Origin of the sequence: Alloactinosynnema sp. L-07, from assembly GCF_900070365.1 — a bacterium.
GTDB lineage: Bacteria > Actinomycetota > Actinomycetes > Mycobacteriales > Pseudonocardiaceae > Actinokineospora.
The window spans coordinates 4,949,160-4,965,452 of the sequence record NZ_LN850107.1; the positions used below are offsets into that span (position 1 = coordinate 4,949,160).

15 protein-coding genes are annotated in these 16,293 nt (G+C 69.8%); 5 read left to right on the forward strand and 10 right to left on the reverse strand.

Annotated elements, in window-relative coordinates; genetic code table 11:
* Window positions 1-28 precede the first annotated feature (28 nt).
* Window positions 29-898, forward strand: coding sequence for a winged helix-turn-helix transcriptional regulator (locus BN1701_RS22075; protein ID WP_054051796.1), 870 nt, complete (start codon window positions 29-31; stop codon window positions 896-898).
* A 32-nt stretch (window positions 899-930) separates the two neighbouring features.
* Window positions 931-1,737, forward strand: coding sequence for an SDR family oxidoreductase (locus BN1701_RS22080; RefSeq protein WP_054051798.1), 807 nt, complete (start codon window positions 931-933; stop codon window positions 1,735-1,737).
* On the opposite strand, the gene BN1701_RS38295 is transcribed toward BN1701_RS22080, so the two are convergent.
* The 5 genes from BN1701_RS38295 to BN1701_RS22105 all read right to left on the reverse strand — a co-directional run bounded on the left by BN1701_RS38295 (window position 1,706) and on the right by BN1701_RS22105 (window position 6,195).
* Window positions 1,706-1,903: a molybdopterin dinucleotide binding domain-containing protein gene (locus BN1701_RS38295; protein ID WP_172803298.1), complete on the reverse strand. Its 198-nt coding sequence runs from the start codon at window positions 1,901-1,903 to the stop codon at window positions 1,706-1,708. The genes BN1701_RS22080 and BN1701_RS38295 overlap by 32 nt on opposite strands.
* 477 nt (window positions 1,904-2,380) lie before the next feature.
* Entirely contained in the window at window positions 2,381-3,751 is a 1,371-nt protein-coding gene (locus tag BN1701_RS22090; RefSeq protein WP_054051802.1) for a molybdopterin-dependent oxidoreductase, read from the reverse strand.
* A gap of 299 nt (window positions 3,752-4,050) precedes the next feature.
* Window positions 4,051-4,560, reverse strand: a complete 510-nt coding sequence (locus tag BN1701_RS22095; RefSeq protein WP_054051804.1) for a DinB family protein — start codon at window positions 4,558-4,560, stop codon at window positions 4,051-4,053.
* Window positions 4,561-4,645: 85 nt separating this feature from the next.
* Window positions 4,646-4,975, reverse strand: coding sequence for a hypothetical protein (locus BN1701_RS22100; protein WP_054056035.1), 330 nt, complete (start codon window positions 4,973-4,975; stop codon window positions 4,646-4,648).
* 59 nt (window positions 4,976-5,034) lie between these two features.
* Entirely contained in the window at window positions 5,035-6,195 is a 1,161-nt protein-coding gene (locus BN1701_RS22105; protein ID WP_054051806.1) for an acyl-CoA dehydrogenase family protein, read from the reverse strand.
* Window positions 6,196-6,312: 117 nt separating this feature from the next.
* Between BN1701_RS22105 and BN1701_RS22110 the strand changes: the two genes are divergently transcribed.
* Window positions 6,313-8,031: an acyl-CoA dehydrogenase family protein gene (locus BN1701_RS22110; protein ID WP_054051808.1), complete on the forward strand. Its 1,719-nt coding sequence runs from the start codon at window positions 6,313-6,315 to the stop codon at window positions 8,029-8,031.
* 47 nt (window positions 8,032-8,078) lie between these two features.
* On the opposite strand, the gene purE is transcribed toward BN1701_RS22110, so the two are convergent.
* From purE to BN1701_RS22130, 4 genes are all read right to left on the reverse strand, one after another.
* Window positions 8,079-8,609: a 5-(carboxyamino)imidazole ribonucleotide mutase gene (purE, locus tag BN1701_RS22115; RefSeq protein ID WP_054051809.1), complete on the reverse strand. Its 531-nt coding sequence runs from the start codon at window positions 8,607-8,609 to the stop codon at window positions 8,079-8,081.
* Complete coding sequence (locus BN1701_RS22120; RefSeq protein ID WP_054056036.1) at window positions 8,582-9,754, reverse strand: 5-(carboxyamino)imidazole ribonucleotide synthase; 1,173 nt, start codon at window positions 9,752-9,754, stop codon at window positions 8,582-8,584. The genes purE and BN1701_RS22120 overlap by 28 nt, the downstream gene beginning before the upstream one ends.
* Before the next feature lie 11 nt (window positions 9,755-9,765).
* A complete protein-coding gene (locus tag BN1701_RS22125; RefSeq protein WP_231949673.1) occupies window positions 9,766-10,947 on the reverse strand; it encodes a glycosyltransferase 87 family protein in 1,182 nt (393 codons plus the stop codon).
* 94 nt (window positions 10,948-11,041) lie between these two features.
* Entirely contained in the window at window positions 11,042-11,872 is an 831-nt protein-coding gene (locus tag BN1701_RS22130) for a hypothetical protein (RefSeq protein WP_054051811.1), read from the reverse strand.
* Between the two features lie 200 nt (window positions 11,873-12,072).
* Here BN1701_RS22130 and BN1701_RS38010 point away from each other — a divergent pair, with 200 nt between their 5' ends.
* Together BN1701_RS38010 and BN1701_RS22140 are read left to right on the forward strand one after the other, a co-directional pair.
* Complete coding sequence (locus BN1701_RS38010) at window positions 12,073-14,346, forward strand: sigma-70 family RNA polymerase sigma factor (protein ID WP_054051814.1); 2,274 nt, start codon at window positions 12,073-12,075, stop codon at window positions 14,344-14,346.
* Between the two features lie 32 nt (window positions 14,347-14,378).
* The gene (locus tag BN1701_RS22140) at window positions 14,379-14,921 is read left to right on the forward strand and encodes a GtrA family protein (protein WP_054051816.1); all 543 of its coding nucleotides are present in this window, start codon (window positions 14,379-14,381) and stop codon (window positions 14,919-14,921) included.
* A gap of 91 nt (window positions 14,922-15,012) precedes the next feature.
* On the opposite strand, the gene BN1701_RS22145 is transcribed toward BN1701_RS22140, so the two are convergent.
* A complete protein-coding gene (locus BN1701_RS22145; protein WP_054051818.1) occupies window positions 15,013-16,293 on the reverse strand; it encodes an ATP-binding protein in 1,281 nt (426 codons plus the stop codon).

Here is a 16,293-nt window from a genome sequence, read left to right on the forward strand (position 1 = left end):
TGAGGTGGTCAGCCGAGAAGCGAGGGCCATGAAACACAGCGATCTGTCCGACGCCGAGTGCGCGATCGCGCAGGCCCTCGGCGTTGTCGGCGACTGGTGGACCCTGCTGGTCGTGCGCGACATCGCGGGCGGGGTCACCCGGTTCGACGCGCTGCAACGCGAACTCGACGTCAGCCGCAAGACCCTCACCGAGCGGCTGAAGTCGTTGGTGGAGAACGGTGTCGTGGCCAAACACCGCTACAGCGACCACCCGCCGCGCTTCGAGTACCGACTCACCGACGCGGGACTCGGCCTGCTCCCGGTGCTCATCTCGCTGCAGGACTGGGGCACCCGGTTCGTCGCCGGCGACGGATCCCTGACGGCGACGACCGCGCCGACGTCCGCCGAGGCCCAGCGCGTGCAAGGCCTGCTCGGACACCGCGTTCCCGAACTCGCGCTGCGGTCGTCGCGCGACGAGCCGACCGACCCGGCCGACCGCTGGACCGTCCTCTACTGCTTCCCCGGCGCGTTCGCGCCCAACAGCAACCCGTTCCCGCCCGGCTGGTTCGACATCCCCGGCGCGGCCGGGTGCACACTGGAGGCGATGACCTACCGCGACCGGCACACGTCTTTCGCCGCGCGGGGCGTGCGAGTGCGCGGGATCAGCACCCAGCGGCCGGACCAACTGCGGGCGTTCGCCGACCACGCCGACCTGCCGTTCGACCTGCTCTCCGACGAGGATCTGCGCTTCGCGGCGGCCCTGCGACTGCCGACGTTCCGGGCCGCCGGGGTCGACCGGCTCAAGCGGCTCACCCTGGTGGTCGACCCGGCGCGGACGATCCGGTTCGTCCAGTTCCCGATCACCGACCCCGCCGCGTCGGTCGACGAAGCCCTTGCCCAGCTAACTTACTTGAAGTAAGTTACCGGGGGTAACACCTTCGAGGAGGCAGCGTGGAGTCGTTCGCGGGCAAAGTCGCCGTCGTCACCGGGGCGGGGTCGGGAATCGGCCGGGCGCTGGTCCGGGCGCTGGTCGCCGAGGGGGCCAAGGTCGCCGCGTCGGACATCGACAAGGCGGGCCTGGCCGAGACCGCGGCGCTCGCGGGCGTCGCCGTGCGCACCTACGAACTAGACGTCGCCGACCGCGACGCCATCTACGCCCACGCCGCCGAGGTGGTCGCGGACTTCGGCCGGGTCGACCTAGTGATCAACAATGCGGGCGTCGCCCTGCGTGGATCGGTCCGCGAGATGAGCGACGAAGACCTGCGGTGGATCATGGACATCGACTTCTACGGGGTGGCCCACGGCTCGCGCGCGTTCCTGCCGCACCTGGTCGCCAGCAAGGGCCACCTGGTCAACGTCTCCAGCGTGTTCGGGCTGATCGGCGTGCCGACGCAGAGTGCCTACAACGCGGCCAAGTTCGCCGTCCGCGGCTTCACCGAGGCGCTGCGCCAGGAGATGCGGCTGGAGGGCACCAAGGTCGGGGTATCGTGCGTGCACCCGGGCGGCATCAAGACCAACATCGCCCGCAACGCCCGGACCTCGGACCCCACCCAGGCTTCCGCGTTCGTGAAGGCGCTCGACCGGGTCGCCATGACCAGCCCGGAGAGCGCCGCCCGCACGATCCTCGACGGCGTGCGGCGCGACCGGGCCCGCATCCTCATCGGCCCGGACGCGTACGTGGTCGACCTGCTCCCGCGGCTGCTCGGCTCGTTCTACCAGCCGCTGGTCACCCTGTTCTCAAAGCGACTGTCACCCTGATGCCGTTCAGCACGGCGTTTCCGCTGTCGTCAAGGACTTTCGGGTCGGTCAGCGCGTTGGCGTTGGCCTGCCAGTAGCCGTGCGGCAGGCTCACCACGCCGGGCATGATGTCGGCGGTGATCGTGACGGGGACTTCGATTTCCCCGACAGCGGACCGTACGCACACCGTCCCTGATACCGGCGCAATCGTCCGGGTGCATCAGCAAGTGGTGCCGCACCTTGCCTTTGGTGAGCCGCGGGATGTCGTTCATCCACGAGTTGTTGGCCCGCAGGTGCCTGCGGCCGATGAGCAGAAGCCCTTGCGGTGTGGGCATGTCCGCCACGTCCCGAGCCGCGTCGACCAGCAGTCGCGGGGTGAGGTCGATCTTGTGGGGGCCGGTGGGGGCGAGGGGGCCGAGGTCGATGCCGTGGGGGTGCTGCTTCAGTTTCTTGAGTGGGAGCCGATAGGGGCCAAGCCTGAGCAGAACGTCGATGATTCTGTTCGGGGTGAGCCTCAGCCGCTGTGCCTTGAGCCACTGGCGGGGGAAGCGCTTGCCGTATCGGAGCCCGAGTTCGCGGAAGATCTCCCAGTCGTGACGGGCCGCGGCGGGTTGGCCGTGCAGGGTGCACCCGTCCCATGGCAGGGCCGCGTCCGGGTCACCCATCACCGCGGCCATGGCGTCCTGGCCGCGCGCGTAGTAGGCGAACATCGCCTGGAAGACGGTTTGGGGAACACGGCGGGCGAGAATCGGGCGGTGTTGCGGACGGCGAGCGCGTGGAAGATCAGGTCGTAGTGATCGCGTTCGAGGGCCGTGGTCGGCGGCAGAATGATGTCGGCGTGGCGGGTGGTCTCGTTGATCCACGGGTCGATGGCGACCATGAAGTCGAGCTTCTGCAAGACTTGTTCGACCCGTGGACCGTCCGGTGTGGACAGAACCGGATTGCCTGCCGACACGACCATCGCCCGGATCTCGGGCTCTTCCGCGAGGGTCGACACCGGCAGTTCACCAGCGAACTCCGGGAGCCCGCGGACTGTGCTGCGCCACCGATCCCGCTCGCCTTTGCCGGTGATCCGGATCAGATCGACGGCAGGCTTGGCGAACAGGGCGCCGCCGGGCCGGTCGAAGTTGCCGGTGATGATGTTGAGAACTTGGATCGCCCACTGGCAGACCAGGCCGTGCCGCCGGGTCGAGACGCCGGTCCGGCCGTAGCAAACCGCTCGGTCCGCGTCGGCGAATTCCTGGGCAAGGCGGCGAATCCCGGTCAAGCCGGTGACTCCCTCGGCCCAGTCGACGGGGACAGCGAGAGGCCTGATCTCGTCGTATCCCTTTGTGTTTTCGAGGATGACGCCGATCATCGCCAGGAGGAGGGCCGCGTCGGTGCCGGGGCGGATGAAGTGGTGTTCGTCGGCGATCTTCGCGGTCTCTGTTCTTCTTGGGTCTATTACGATCATCCGGCCTGCGCGGGTTCTGAGTTCCTTGCGGCGGTTGGCGAAATCGGGGACGGTCATCATGCTTCCGTTGGACACCATGGGGTTCGCGCCGATGATCAGGAAGTGGTCGGTGCGGTCGATGTCCGGGATCGGCAGCTTGAACTGGTGGCCGAACATGAGGGAGGCGACTAGTTGGTGCGGGAGTTGGTCTACGGAGGTTGCGGAGAATCTGTTGCGGGTGTTGAGGAGGTTCAGGAAACTTGTTCCGTGCGTCAGCGCGCCGAGGCTGTGGACGGTTGGGTTTCCTTGATAGACAGCGATCGCGTTGGGGCCGTGTAGTTTGCGGATCTTGGCTAGGTGGTCGACTGTGTGGTCGAAGGCTTCGGTCCAGGAGATCTCGGTCCAGCCGGTGGGGGTCTTGCGGATGGGGGTTCGGAGGCGGTCGCCTTCGTGGATGTCTTGTAGGGCTAGGGCTTTGGGGCAGAGGTGGCCGCGGGAGAGTGGGTCTTTGGGGTCGCCGTGGATGGAGACGACGCTGTTGGCGTTCGTCTGGACTTCTAGACCGCAGATCGCTTCGCAGAGTGAGCACGCGATGTGGGCCATCTGGTGAGTCTTGCCTGTCCCTCGCCGTGCGTCTACTCGTTCGTTCTTCGGGGCGCGGGGTCGGCTCCCTCGTCAATCAGCGTCTTGTCCGGAAACAGCGATGTCAATGGCGCCTGCGGCGTCGCTGCGCGATCAGCGGAGCTGACCATTGACATCGCTGTTTCCGGACAAGGGATTGCCAGGACGAGGGTGCAGGGGGAAGAGCAGGGACCTGCGGTCCCCTCAAGCAAGGACCTTCGGTCCCCAACTTCACGGGGCCGACGCTGGTTCTTGATCTCCCGCTGTGTTCTCTGTTGGGGTCAGCCCATGCTCTTCTGGCCGTCGAGGGTCTCGCGGATGATGTCGGCGTGGCCTGCGTGCTGGGCGGTTTCGGCGATGATGTGGACGAACACGCGGCGGGCTGACCATTTTGCGCCCGGTTCGAACCAGGGGGCGGTGGGGAGGGGGTGGCTCACGTCGAGGGTGTCGAGGGTGGCTAGAAGTTCGTCGGTCTGCTTGGCGATCTCTTCGTAGCGGGCGAGTTCGCCTGCCAGGGTCTCACCGTCGGTCAGGCGGTGCTGGTCCTCCCAGCTCCCCTCGCCTGCCGCCAGTGCTTCGGGGCCCTCCTGGATGAACCGCACCCATCCCTGCTCGACGCTGGCGACGTGCTTGATCAGGCCACCCAGCGTCAGTTCGCTGACCGTCGTCCGCAGGCGGGCCTGGTCCTCGGTGATGCCATGAACCGTGAATCGAAACAGTCCCCGGTGCTTGGTCAGCACCTCCAGCAGGTCCGCTCGCTCCCCCGTCACGACGATCTCGGTGCTGGTCATGATCTCTCTCGTTTCCCTCGGTGGCTTGTAAGGAAAACGATATGACCCGTTGCGGACAGGTTCAGTCCTAAAGGACAACGAAGTTTCAGTCAGGTTCGTCAGACTCGGTCCAGTAGGAATCCTCCAAGACCGGCACGATCCACTTGGGCTCTGGGAACACCGAGGACACCGGCTCCTCGGTCCCGTAAATCTCCAGGCAGGACAGCCTGCCGTAGTCGACGAGCAAGATCAGGCCTTCTCCGGTCGCAGGCACATCGGCCCACACTGGGGTAGCTGACTCCACCTTCGCCAGCGGTGCAGTCTCAGGCACGGCCAGGTCGATCGTCGCGCAGCCGCAACCGCAGCGGCCGACCACGAGGGCGGAATCGGCCTGGGCCCGCAGCTCAGCGACGCCTGGGAAATCGAGTGCGAGCATCGCGTTCAACGCCGAGCGTTCGGTCGGCGTCAGCGGTCTTGGTTCAGTCGGAGGCAGGCTCAGCCCTTGAGGATCTGGCGGGCCATCACCATGCGCTGGATCTGGTTGGTGCCCTCATAGATCTGGGTGATCTTCGCGTCGCGCATCATGCGTTCCACTGGGAAGTCGCGGGTGTAGCCCGCGCCGCCGAACAGTTGGACCGCGTCGGTGGTGACGGACATCGCGGTGTCCGACGCGAAGGTCTTGGCGGCGCTCGACGCGAACGACGCGTCTGGTTCGCCGCGTTCGACCTTGGCGGCGGCGGCGTAGACCAGGTGGCGGGAGGCTTCGATGCGCATGGCCATGTCGGCGATCATGAACTGGACGCCCTGGAACTCCGCGATGGCCTTGCCGAACTGCTTGCGGTCCTTGACGTAGGCGACCGAGGCGTCGAGGGCGCCTTGGGCGATGCCGAGGGCCTGGGCGCCGATGGAGTGGCGGGTGTGGTCGAGGGTCTTGAACGCCAGGCGCAGGCCCTGGCCGGGTTCGCCGATGATGCGGTCGGCCGGGATGGTGCAGTTCTCGAAGTGGATCTCGCGGGTGGGCGAGCCCTTGATGCCGAGCTTGCGCTCCTTCGAGCCGACCACGAAGCCCGGGTCGTCCTTGTGGACCATGAACGCCGAGATGCCGTCCGCGGGCTTCGGGGCGTCCGGGTTGGACACCGCCATGACCGTGTACCAGCTGGACTCGCCCGCGTTGGTGATCCAGCACTTGGTGCCGTTGAGGACCCAGTGGTCACCGTCCAGGCGGGCGCGGGTGCGCATCGACGCGGTGTCCGAGCCCGCCTCGCGCTCGGAGAGGGCGTAGGAGGCCATCTCGCCCGCGGCGATGGCGGGGAGGACCTGCTTCTTGAGCTCCTCCGAGCCGCCCAGGATCAGGTTCATCGTGCCGAGCTTGTTGACCGCCGGGATCAGCGAGGACGACGCGCAGACCCGGGCGACCTCCTCGATGACGATGTTGGTCGCGATCGAGTCAGCACCCTGACCGTCGTAGGCCTCGGCGATGTGGGGGGCGGCGAAACCGGCCTTGACCAGCGCGCGCTGGGCCTCGATCGGGTAGCGCTCGTGCTCGTCGACATCGGCGGCGTGCGGGGCGATCTCCTTCTCCGCCAGATCGCGCACGGCCTCGCGCAGCGCGTTGTGCTCGTCGCCGAGCTGGTAGAGACCGAAGCCCGCGTCCACTGTTACCTCCCGGTAGCCCACACGTTCGCCAACGATGTTAGTACGCGTTTACTTGGATGTCCTTGTGTCTTGTCGCACCACTTCCCAACAAAGTTACCGCCGGGTAGCTTTGCCCTTATGACAAGTCTGCTCTTCAACCCCGCGACGTACGACCCGAAGCAGTTCGACCAGGAGACCCGCAGGCTCCTGCGCGCGACCATCGACTGGTTCGAGGAGCGCGGCAAGCAGGCTCTGGTCAGCAAATACCACGCCAAGGAGTTCCACGCCGACTTCCTGGAGTTCGCCGCCAAGGAGAACCTCTTCGCCACCCTGCTCACCCCGGCGGCGGACGCGGCGGGCGACCCGAACAAGCGTTGGGACACCGCTCGCGTCGCCGCGCTGTCGGAGATCCTCGGCTTCTACGGCCTGAGCTACTGGTACCCCTGGCAGGTCACCATCCTGGGCCTCGGCCCGGTCTGGCAGAGCGCGAACCCGGCCGCGCGCGCCCGCGCCGCCCAGGTGCTCGCCGACGGCGGGGTGTGCGCGTTCGGACTGTCCGAGAAGGACCACGGCGCCGACATCTACTCCACCGACATGGTCCTCACCCCCGACGGCCATGGCGGCTACCGGGCCACCGGCGGCAAGTACTACATCGGCAACGGCAACGTGGCGGGCGTGGTCTCGGTCTTCGGCCGGGTCGAGGGGATCGACGGGCCCGACGGCTACGTCTTCTTCGCCGCCGACAGCGCCCACCCGAACTACCACCTGGTCAAGAACGTCGTCCCGTCGGCGATCTACGTCTCCGAGTTCCGCCTGGAGGACTACCCGGTCACCGCCGACGACATCCTGCACACCGGCCCCGCCGCCTTCGACGCGGCGCTGAACACGGTCAACGTGGGCAAGTTCAACCTGTGCTTCGGCGGCATCGGCATCGCCGAGCACGCCCTCTACGAGGCGATCACCCACGCGCACAACCGGATCCTCTACGGCAACCGCGTCACCGACTTCCCGCACGTGCGGTCCTACCTGGTCGACGCCTACACCCGCCTGGTCGCCTCGAAGCTGTTCTGCGACCGCGCCGTGGACTACTTCCGCTCCGCGGGCCCCGACGACCGCCGCTACCTGCTGTTCAACCCGGTCACCAAGATGCAGGCGACCACCGAGGCCGAGCGGATCGTGGGCCTGCTCAGCGAGGTCGCCTCCGCCAAGAGCTTCGAGGCCGACACCTACCTCACCATCGCCGCCACCGACATCCGCGGCCTGCCCAAGCTCGAGGGCACGGTCGCGGTCAACCTCGCGCTGATCCTGAAGTTCATGCCGCAGTACCTGTTCGCCCCGGCCGAGTACCCGGCGGTGCCCACCCGCCAGGACGCCGCCGACGACGTGTTCCTGTTCAACCAGGGCCCCGCCCGCGGCCTGGGCAAGGTTCGCTTCCACGACTGGCGCGAGGCCTACCGCACCTTCGTGCACGTACCCAACGTCGAGGTGTTCGCCGCGCAGGCCGAGTCCTTCGCCGAGTTCCTGACCACCGCGCCGCCGTCAGCCGAGCAGCAGAGGGACCTCGACTACCTGCTGACCCTCGGCGAGCTGTTCACGCTGATCGTCTACGGGCAGCTGATCCTGGAGCAGGCCGAGCTGACCGGCGTCGACCCACTGGTACTCGACCAGATCTTCGACGCCCTCGTGCGCGACTTCTCCGGCCACGCGGTCACCCTGCACGGCAAGCCGTCGTCCACCCTGCCGCAACAGCAGTGGGCGCTGGGCGCGGTGCGCAAGCCGGTGGTCGACCAGGGCCGCTTCGACCACGTGTGGAAGCAGGTCGAGGGCCTGTCCGGCGCCTACGAGATGAACCCCTGACCTGGGTATTCATCGCCGGGCGAGGCAACCCGCCCGGCGACGCGAAGTCAGAGCGTGGCGCGGAGGGCGGCGTCCTTCTCCAGGACCAGCTTCTCCAGGTCGGCCTGGAACACCGCCATCCGGGCCCGCAGCGACTCGTCGGACGCCGCGAGGATGCGCACCGCGAGCAGTCCCGCGTTGCGCGCGCCGCCGACGGAGACCGTCGCGACGGGCACCCCGGCGGGCATCTGGACGATCGACAGCAGCGAGTCCATCCCGTCGAGGTACTTCAGCGGCACCGGCACGCCGATCACCGGCAGCACCGTGGCCGAGGCGACCATGCCCGGCAGGTGGGCCGCGCCGCCCGCGCCCGCGATGATGACCTTGAGGCCGCGACCGGCGGCGTCGCGGGCGTAGTCGAGCATGCGCTGCGGGGTGCGGTGCGCGGAGACGACGCTGACCTCGTGCGGGACGTCGAACTCGGCGAGGGCCTCGGCGGCCAGGCGCATGACCGGCCAGTCCGAGTCGCTGCCCATGATCACGCCGACAAGGGGGGTGGACACATTCGCTCCTAGTGGATCTCGTACCCGTCGAGCCATTCGCCGTGCGACAGCCAGTGCGCGGCGAGTTTGGCCCGGGTGCGGACGTCGGCCATGTCGTCGCCGAGCATGGTGATGTGGCCGATCTTGCGGCCGGGCCGCTCCTGCTTGCCGTAGTAGTGCACGTGGGCGTCGCGGTAGCGGGCGAAAAGGTGGTGCAGGCGCTCGTCGGGGCCCATCGCGGGCGCCTCGGGCGCGCCGAGGACGTTGGCCATCACGACGGCGGGCGCCAGCGCGTCGGTCGCGCCCAGCGGGTAGTCCAGGACGGCCCGCAGGTGCTGCTCGAACTGCGAGGTCCGGGCGCCTTCGATGGTCCAGTGGCCGGAGTTGTGCGGGCGCATGGCCAGCTCGTTGACGACCACGCCGTCGTCGGTCTCGAACAGCTCGACCGCGAGCACCCCCACGACCCCCAGCTCGGCGGCCACCCGAAGCGCCAGCTCCTGCGCGGCCTCGACCTGCTCGGCGGACACCCCGGGCGCCGGGGCGAGCACCTCGACGCAGATGCCGTCGACCTGCACGGTCTCCACCAGCGGCCAGCAGGCGCCCTGCCCGAACGGCGACCGCGCCACCAGCGCGGCCAGCTCCCGCCGCAGCGGCACCTTCTGCTCGACCAGCAGGGGTGTTCCCGCCGCCAGCAACTCGTCGACGATCCCCGCGTCGGCAGGCGAGTCCAGGATCCACACCCCCCGCCCGTCATACCCGCCCCGCGCGGCCTTGAGCACGCACGGCCACTGGCCGAAGGCGAGCAGGTCGTCGACCGAGGTGACCTCGGCGAAGTCCGGGATCGGCAGCCCCAGTTCGGCGAGCTTGCGGCGCATGACGAGCTTGTCCTGGGCGTGGATCAGCGCGTCGGGGCCTGGCCGAACCTCGACGCCCTCGGCGATCAGCACCCGCAGGTGCTCACCGGGCACGTGCTCATGGTCGAAGGTCAGCACGTCGCAGTCCGCCGCGAACTTGCGCAGCGCCGCGAGGTCGGTGTGGTGCCCGAGAGTCACATTCGGCGACACCAGCGGCGCGGGCTCGTCGGCCGAGACCGCCAACACATGCAGCGACTGTCCGAGCGCGACAGCCGCCTGATGGGTCATCCGGGCCAACTGCCCGCCGCCCACCATCCCGACGACGGGAAAACCGGTACGTGGATCCACGGACAGCAACACTAACGCCGAAGGTGCCTGACCAGGAAAATCGCCCCGGCGACGAGCGGAACCAGCAGGTAGGAGCTGCCGATGACGAACTCACCCGGCGTCCACTCCAGCTCGATGTCATCGCTGTGCCGCATCGCGAGCAACACGCAGCTCGCGTAGACGACGATGACGGCCCCGATGCCCGCGAAGTCCCTCGGCCGGGGCCGGTCGGGCAGGCGGGAGAGCAGGAAGACGACCAGCGGCACCGTCCACACCCAGTGGTGCGACCACGAGACCGGACTGACCACGAGGCCGAGGAACGCGGTCACCAGCAGCGCGGGCAGCGGCCGGTCCCGGTGGCGCCGCACCCAGAGCAGGCACGGGATGGCCAACAGGATCCCGATCGGCACGGCGACCCGCATGGTCCAGTCCGCGTTGTCGCTCAGCCGCAGGATCAGCCCGTTGAGGGACTGGTTGCCCGCCCAGTGGATCGGGCCGATCCGCTGCGGATCGCGGACCGCGTGCCCCCAGAACTGGCTGACGTCGTGCGGCACGACCAGGTAGAACACGCCTTGCAGCGCGACGAACGTGGCGAGGGCCCGTGCGGCGTCCGCGCGCCTGCCGATCAGCAGGAGGTGCACCACGAAGATCAGCGGCGTCAGCTTCACCGCGGCGGCCGCGCCGATGAGCACACCGCGCAGCTGGTTCCGGTTGCCCAGCACGTCGATCACGATCACGGCCATCAGGATCAGGTTGATCTGGCCGAGCAGGACGGTCCGCCAGACCGGCTCGATGCCCAGCAGGACCACGCCGAGGACCGCGGTGGTACGGGCCGGGTCCATCCACTGTGGACGGACCGGGATCGCCTCGATCGAGAGCTTGACCACCCAGACCATCGCGGTGATCGAGACCGCGCCCAGCATTCCCCACGCGACCTGGGTGGGGACCAGGGTGAGGGGCAGGAACAGCAGCGTCGCCGTCGGCGGATAGGTGAACGGGAGTCTCGCCCAGGACGGTTCCGCGCTCAGGTGGGGCAGGTCGTAGAGGGGTTCGCTGCTCAACAGGGCGACGGCGCCGGAGCGGTAGACGGCGCTGTCGACGCCGAGGTGCCACCCCAGCAGCCAGCCGACGATCCCGGCCACGCCACACACCGCGGGGAAGAGGGACACCGGGGCCCACACGCGCGATCTGGTGGGCGCGGCTGTCTGAATCACGGCGACAGCAAATCACCACCGACCGCCAGCCGATCACCACCCCCGGTTCACGCCCGCCGGATCAGCCATGCCGACAGCGATCACCACTCCCGGTTCATGCCCGCCCGACGGCCCGGACCAGGCTCCTGGCGGCCGCCTCGCCGCACGGCAGCCGCTCCAGCCGCACGTCGACCCGCCGCGCCGTGTGGAGTTGCGGGTCGACGCCCAACTGCCGCGCGATCAGCGCCCGCGCCTCCCGGACCCGACCCGGCAGCGCCGCGTCCCGCTCGGCGAGCACCACGGCCACCGACGGGCCAAGCACCGCCAGCGTCTCGCCGCCGTCGAACACCGACCGCAGGGCGTCGCCGACCAGGATCATCGCCATCAGGCGCGGCCAGCCCGCGACGTTCGACAGGTCCAGGGTCACCACCAGCAGCACGTACCGATCCGCCGGGTGCACGTCGTTCCTGCGGCCGTGGCGGTAGAGCTCACCGATCCTGACCTGGAGGTACTCCTCGGTCGCCAGGCCGGTCAGCGTCTCGGTGGCCGCCGAGTCGCGCAGGTCGCCCAGCGTCGCGTCCGCCCAGGCCAGGGCCATGGCGCGGAGCAGCTGGGCCGGGGTCGCGTCCGGGTCGGCGGCGACGAGGCCGCCGCGTTCGGCCGGATTCGTGACCACAGCGTGCAAAGCGGCCAAGTCGGTCAGCGTCTCGTCCAGATCGGCGCCCGAGCGGGCCCGGGCCCGGCCGAGGTCGGCCAGCGCGGCCAGGACCTCGCCGTCGGCGACGACCGTCGCGCAGACCTCGTCGACCTCCGGCAGACCCCAGTCATTCGGGAAGCGCCAACCCGCGGCGAGGCTGGCGGTGCGCCAGCGGGCCCGGAGAACCTTCCGGTCAGTACCGTTCGCGTCGCCACGGTTCCACCGTGAGTCCGTCGCCCGTACCGACACCCTTGTGTCCTTCCGTCGTTGGTTCACCGGGGAAACGCCGCCGAAAGCGTGGCGTGACGCGATTCCGGTGAATCGGGTGACCCTCCCCCGTAGGAGTGAGGAGGTGACGGCTCCGTGAGCATCGGTCACACTAGGTCGCGGAGAGTGTGGTCATGAGGCCGGACGGGGAGTCCGGACCAGACCACGCCAGAGGGAGGACCGTGTCGACCGTCCCGGCTGATCTCGACGGCCCCAGCGACGCCGAGCTCATCGATTCGGTCCGCGCCGGAACCGTGTCGGCCTACGGATCGCTCTACGAGCGGCACGTCGGCGCGGCGCGGAACCTGGCCCGCCAACTCACCAGGTCACCCGCCGAGGCCGACGACCTGGTCTCCGAGGCGTTCGCCAAAGTCCTCGACACCCTGCGCCAAGGCCGCGGCCCCGACTCCGCCTTCCGCGCCTACCTGCTCACCGCCCTGCGCCACACCGCCTACGACAAAACCCGCCGCGACAAGAAGGTCGAACTCTCCGACGACGTCTCCCAGGTCAGCGGCGTCAACCCCGACCAGGTCGCGGTCCCCTTCTCCGACACCGCCGTCGCCGGACTCGAACGCAGCCTCGCCGCCCGCGCCTTCGCCATGCTCCCCGAACGCTGGCAAGCCGTCCTCTGGCACACCGAGATCGAAGGCCAGAACCCCGCCCAGGTCGCCCCCATCCTCGGCCTCACCCCCAACGGCGTCTCCGCCCTGGCCTACCGCGCCCGCGAAGGACTCCGCCAGGCCTACCTCCAAGTCCACCTCGCCGAAAACAGCAGCGACCGCTGCCGCGCCACCGCCGACCGACTCGGCGCCTGGGTCCGCGGCGGCCTCTCCAAGCGCGAAACCGCCCAGGTCGAACTCCACCTCGACGACTGCGAACGCTGCCGCGCCCTGTCCGCCGAACTCGCCGACATCAACACCGGCCTGCGGCTCAACGTCGCCCCGCTGGTGCTGGGCTTCGGCGCCGCGGCTGGTTACCTGGCGCTGGCCAAGGCCGCGGCCGGGACCGCGGCGATCGCCACGGCGGGCGCGGCCACCGCGGGTGCCGCCGGTGGTGCCGCGGGAGCCGCCGCGAGCGCGCCGCGCCAGTTCCTCGGCGTGGCCGCCTCCGGCGTCGCGCTGGCCGCCGCGGTCGCCGTGGGGCTGGCCGCGTCGCCGACCGGTCAGCAGATCCCGGCCGCGGCGCCCGCGCCGGTCACGGCGACACCGCAGCCGCCCGCGCCGCCGCCACCCGCGCCCCCGGCCCCGCCCGCCGCCGAGCCACCCAAGCCCGCACCAGCTGATCCGCCCGCGACGATCCAGCCGAAGCCGACGACGGCCGCTCCGGCCCCCGAGCAGCCCGTGCCGCCGCCCGCGCCGGAGCCGACGCCGAACCCGGCCCCGGCGAACCTGTCGGCCGCGGGCCCGGCCACCCCGATCTCCCTGACCCCCGGCGGCGGCCCCGTCGACCTGCCGATCACGGTGCGCAACACCGGCGGCAGCCTGTCCGAGCCGATCAGCGCGACCCTCAGCCTCCCCACGGGCGTTCGGGCGATCCCGGCGACGGCCAACCGGCTCACCGGCGATCCACTGCTGCGCTTCGACGCACCGCTGCTGGCCACCCAGCGCACCGACGTCGTGCGCTGCCCCGGCGGGACCGGCTCGGTCACCTGCGGCACCACCGACGGCCTGCGCCCCGGCGACGCCGTCACCCTGATGTTCCGCCTGGTCGCCGACCCAGACGCCACCGGCGGGCAGGTCACGGGCACCGTGAGCGCGGGCCGGTCGCTGACGGTGAACGTCGTCGTCCCGGTCGAGGTGCGGCCGCCGCCCACGGTCGACAAGGTCGACGTGCGGGCCATGGTCACCACCGACGACTGGTTCACCCAGCTCTGGCCGTGGCAACGCGAGATCCTGCTCAAGGTCACCATGACCAACACCGGCACCAGCACCAAGCCGGTCTCACTCAATGTGGACGAAGGCGGGTCCAAGATCTCCGCCACCGGGCCCATCACCTGCGGCGGCGGGCACTCGGCAATCGACTGCGCGACCGGCCCGATGGCGCCGGGCGCCAAGATCGACGTCGTCTTCCGGATCGGCCGGGGCCCGGACCACCCGCACGACGGGAAGGCCCGCAAGATCACCGTGACCGCCGTACTTGGCTCCGCGCGTGACACCGCGACCGTCTGGGTGCCGTGGGCGCACGGCCCGTGGTGGTCCAGCTTCGCCCCGCCCGCGACCAACACCAAGCCGACCAAGACGACCACCACCAAGCCGGTGCCGACCACCACCGCCGACCCGGTCGACCCGACTCAGCACCGACCACCCGCGCCGCCGAACACCACGACGACCCCGCCGAACACGCGTCCGGCCAAGCCGACGACCAGCCCGTCGGCGACCCCGGAACCGGGTTCGCAGCCGACGCCGATCTGCGTCGGCGGGAACCACAAACCGAAGCGGTGGGACGTGCCCTGCTGAGGCCCCTGACAGGTCATCCGTAGACTGACCGGGTGACCGTCGTCGAGTCCGTGCTCGCCCGGGTTCCGGGGCCACTGCGCGAGTTGCTGCTCAAGCACCGCGAACTCCTCAAGTTCGCCATCGTCGGCGGCACGACGTTCGTGATCGACAACGGCATCTGGTTCCTGCTGAAATTCACGGTGCTGGAGGACAAGCCGATCACCGCGAAGGCCATCGCGGTGATCGTGGCCACGATCGTGTCCTACATCCTCAACCGCGAGTGGTCGTTCCGGACCAGGGGCGGCCGCGAGACCCACCACGAGGCCGCGCTGTTCTTCCTGATCAGTGGCGGCGGCGTGGTGATCAACCTGATCCCGCCCTACATCTCGCGGTACTGGCTGGACCTGGAGATGCCGCACGTGAGCCTGCTGGTGCAGGAGACGGCGGACTTCGTCAGCGGCTCGATCATCGGCATGGTGATGGCGATGTTCTTCCGCTTCTGGGGCTTCAAGAAGTGGGTCTTCCCCGACGACCTCGGCCGCCGCAGGCGCGACGAGGACGAGGACGAAGCCGCCGCGGCCCTCGGCCACTCCTGACCAAAGCGCGTTGACCTCAGCCTGCGGGTGCCAGCATCGAGTGTCGACGTTACCAAGGTGAGTAGATTCTTACTTGGCCAGTTTGATGGCGTCAGCGCGGTGATCGCTGCGTGGTCCACCGCACGCCACGCACGTCCCCGGCCCTCGGCACCGGCAAGAACACGGTGAAGGTCGCGGGCCGTGCCGTGGACAGCTCCAGCCGACCACCATCCGAGTCCACCAGGGCCCGCGCGAGCGCCAACCCGAGCCCGGTGGAGCCCGCGCCGGAGACGCCTCGGTCGAATATGTGCGGCACCAGTTCATCGGGCACGCCCACCCCGGTGTCGGTGACCTCCACAACCACCGTCGCCGCGTCGCCTGGGCGGGCCGACAGGGTGACCGTCCCGCCGCCGTGGCGCAGCGCGTTGTCCAGCAGGACCCCGATCGTCTCCCGCAGCCGGGCGGGCGTGGCCTTGGCCAGCAGGTCGGCCTGCAGCCGCAGCCGCAACGACCGGCCCTCCGACCGCAGCGGCTCGCGCCACTCGTCGGCGATCGCGGTCAGTTGGACGGTCAGATCGACCGGCTCGGCGGCGACCGCGCGAGCCTCACGGGCCGCGGCGAGCAGTTCGTCGAGTACGTCGGCCAGCCGCTCGGCCTGCTCCAGGGCCGCCCCGGCCTCGGCGGCCGTCTCCTCGTCCGGCGCGGCCGCGAGCGTTTCCAGGCGCAGCTGCAGGGCGGTCAACCGGCTGCGCAGCTGGTGGGACACGTCGCTGACAAGGTCGCGTTCCCGCTGCACCAGCTCGGCGAGCGCGGTGGCCGACGCGTCGAGCGACTCGGCAACCAGATCGAGTTCGTGCAGGTCATAGCGGGTCCGATCGAGTCGGAAATCCCCGGCGCCCAGCCGGGTCGCGCGGGCCGCGACGTGGCGCAGCGGCCGGGCGAGCCTGCGCGCGGTCACCGTCGCCACCCCGGTCCCGATGGCCACGGTCGCCACCACGACCAGCGCCACCAGGGCCGCGACCTGGGTCTGCCGGGTCCGCATGGGCGCGGCGTCGACCGCCAGCCGCACTCGGCCCTGCTGGACGATCGGCACCTCCTCGGTGACGGTGTCCTCCGGCAGCGTCGGGCCGAGCGATCGCTCGCCTTCGGCGGGCAGCAGCACCGTCAGCCTGCCGCCCGGCGGCACCGCCAGCTGGACCTTCGCCAGGTCGATCCGGCGGCCGTTGGCGATCTCGTCGTCGAGCGTCGCGGCGATCTGCTGGGCCCGCGCGGCCAGGTCCTCCCTGGTCAGCGACTCGACCACCTGCAGGGCGGTGTAGCCGAGCGGGATGCCCAGCGCGCACGCGGTGACCAGCACCGCGAGCAGGATGGCGAGCAGGATGCGACGGCGCAT

Coding starts and splice junctions, on each gene's coding strand:
- purE (WP_054051809.1), bottom strand. CDS start 8,609: ATGGCTCGACGGGTACGAGATCCACTAGGAGCGAATGTGTCCACCCCC.
- BN1701_RS22075 (WP_054051796.1), top strand. CDS start 29: ATGAAACACAGCGATCTGTCCGACGCCGAGTGCGCGATCGCGCAGGCC.
- BN1701_RS22110 (WP_054051808.1), top strand. CDS start 6,313: ATGACAAGTCTGCTCTTCAACCCCGCGACGTACGACCCGAAGCAGTTC.
- BN1701_RS22145 (WP_054051818.1), bottom strand. CDS start 16,293: ATGCGCCGTCGCATCCTGCTCGCCATCCTGCTCGCGGTGCTGGTCACC.
- BN1701_RS22095 (WP_054051804.1), bottom strand. CDS start 4,560: ATGACCAGCACCGAGATCGTCGTGACGGGGGAGCGAGCGGACCTGCTG.
- BN1701_RS22100 (WP_054056035.1), bottom strand. CDS start 4,975: ATGCTCGCACTCGATTTCCCAGGCGTCGCTGAGCTGCGGGCCCAGGCC.
- BN1701_RS22090 (WP_054051802.1), bottom strand. CDS start 3,751: ATGGCCCACATCGCGTGCTCACTCTGCGAAGCGATCTGCGGTCTAGAA.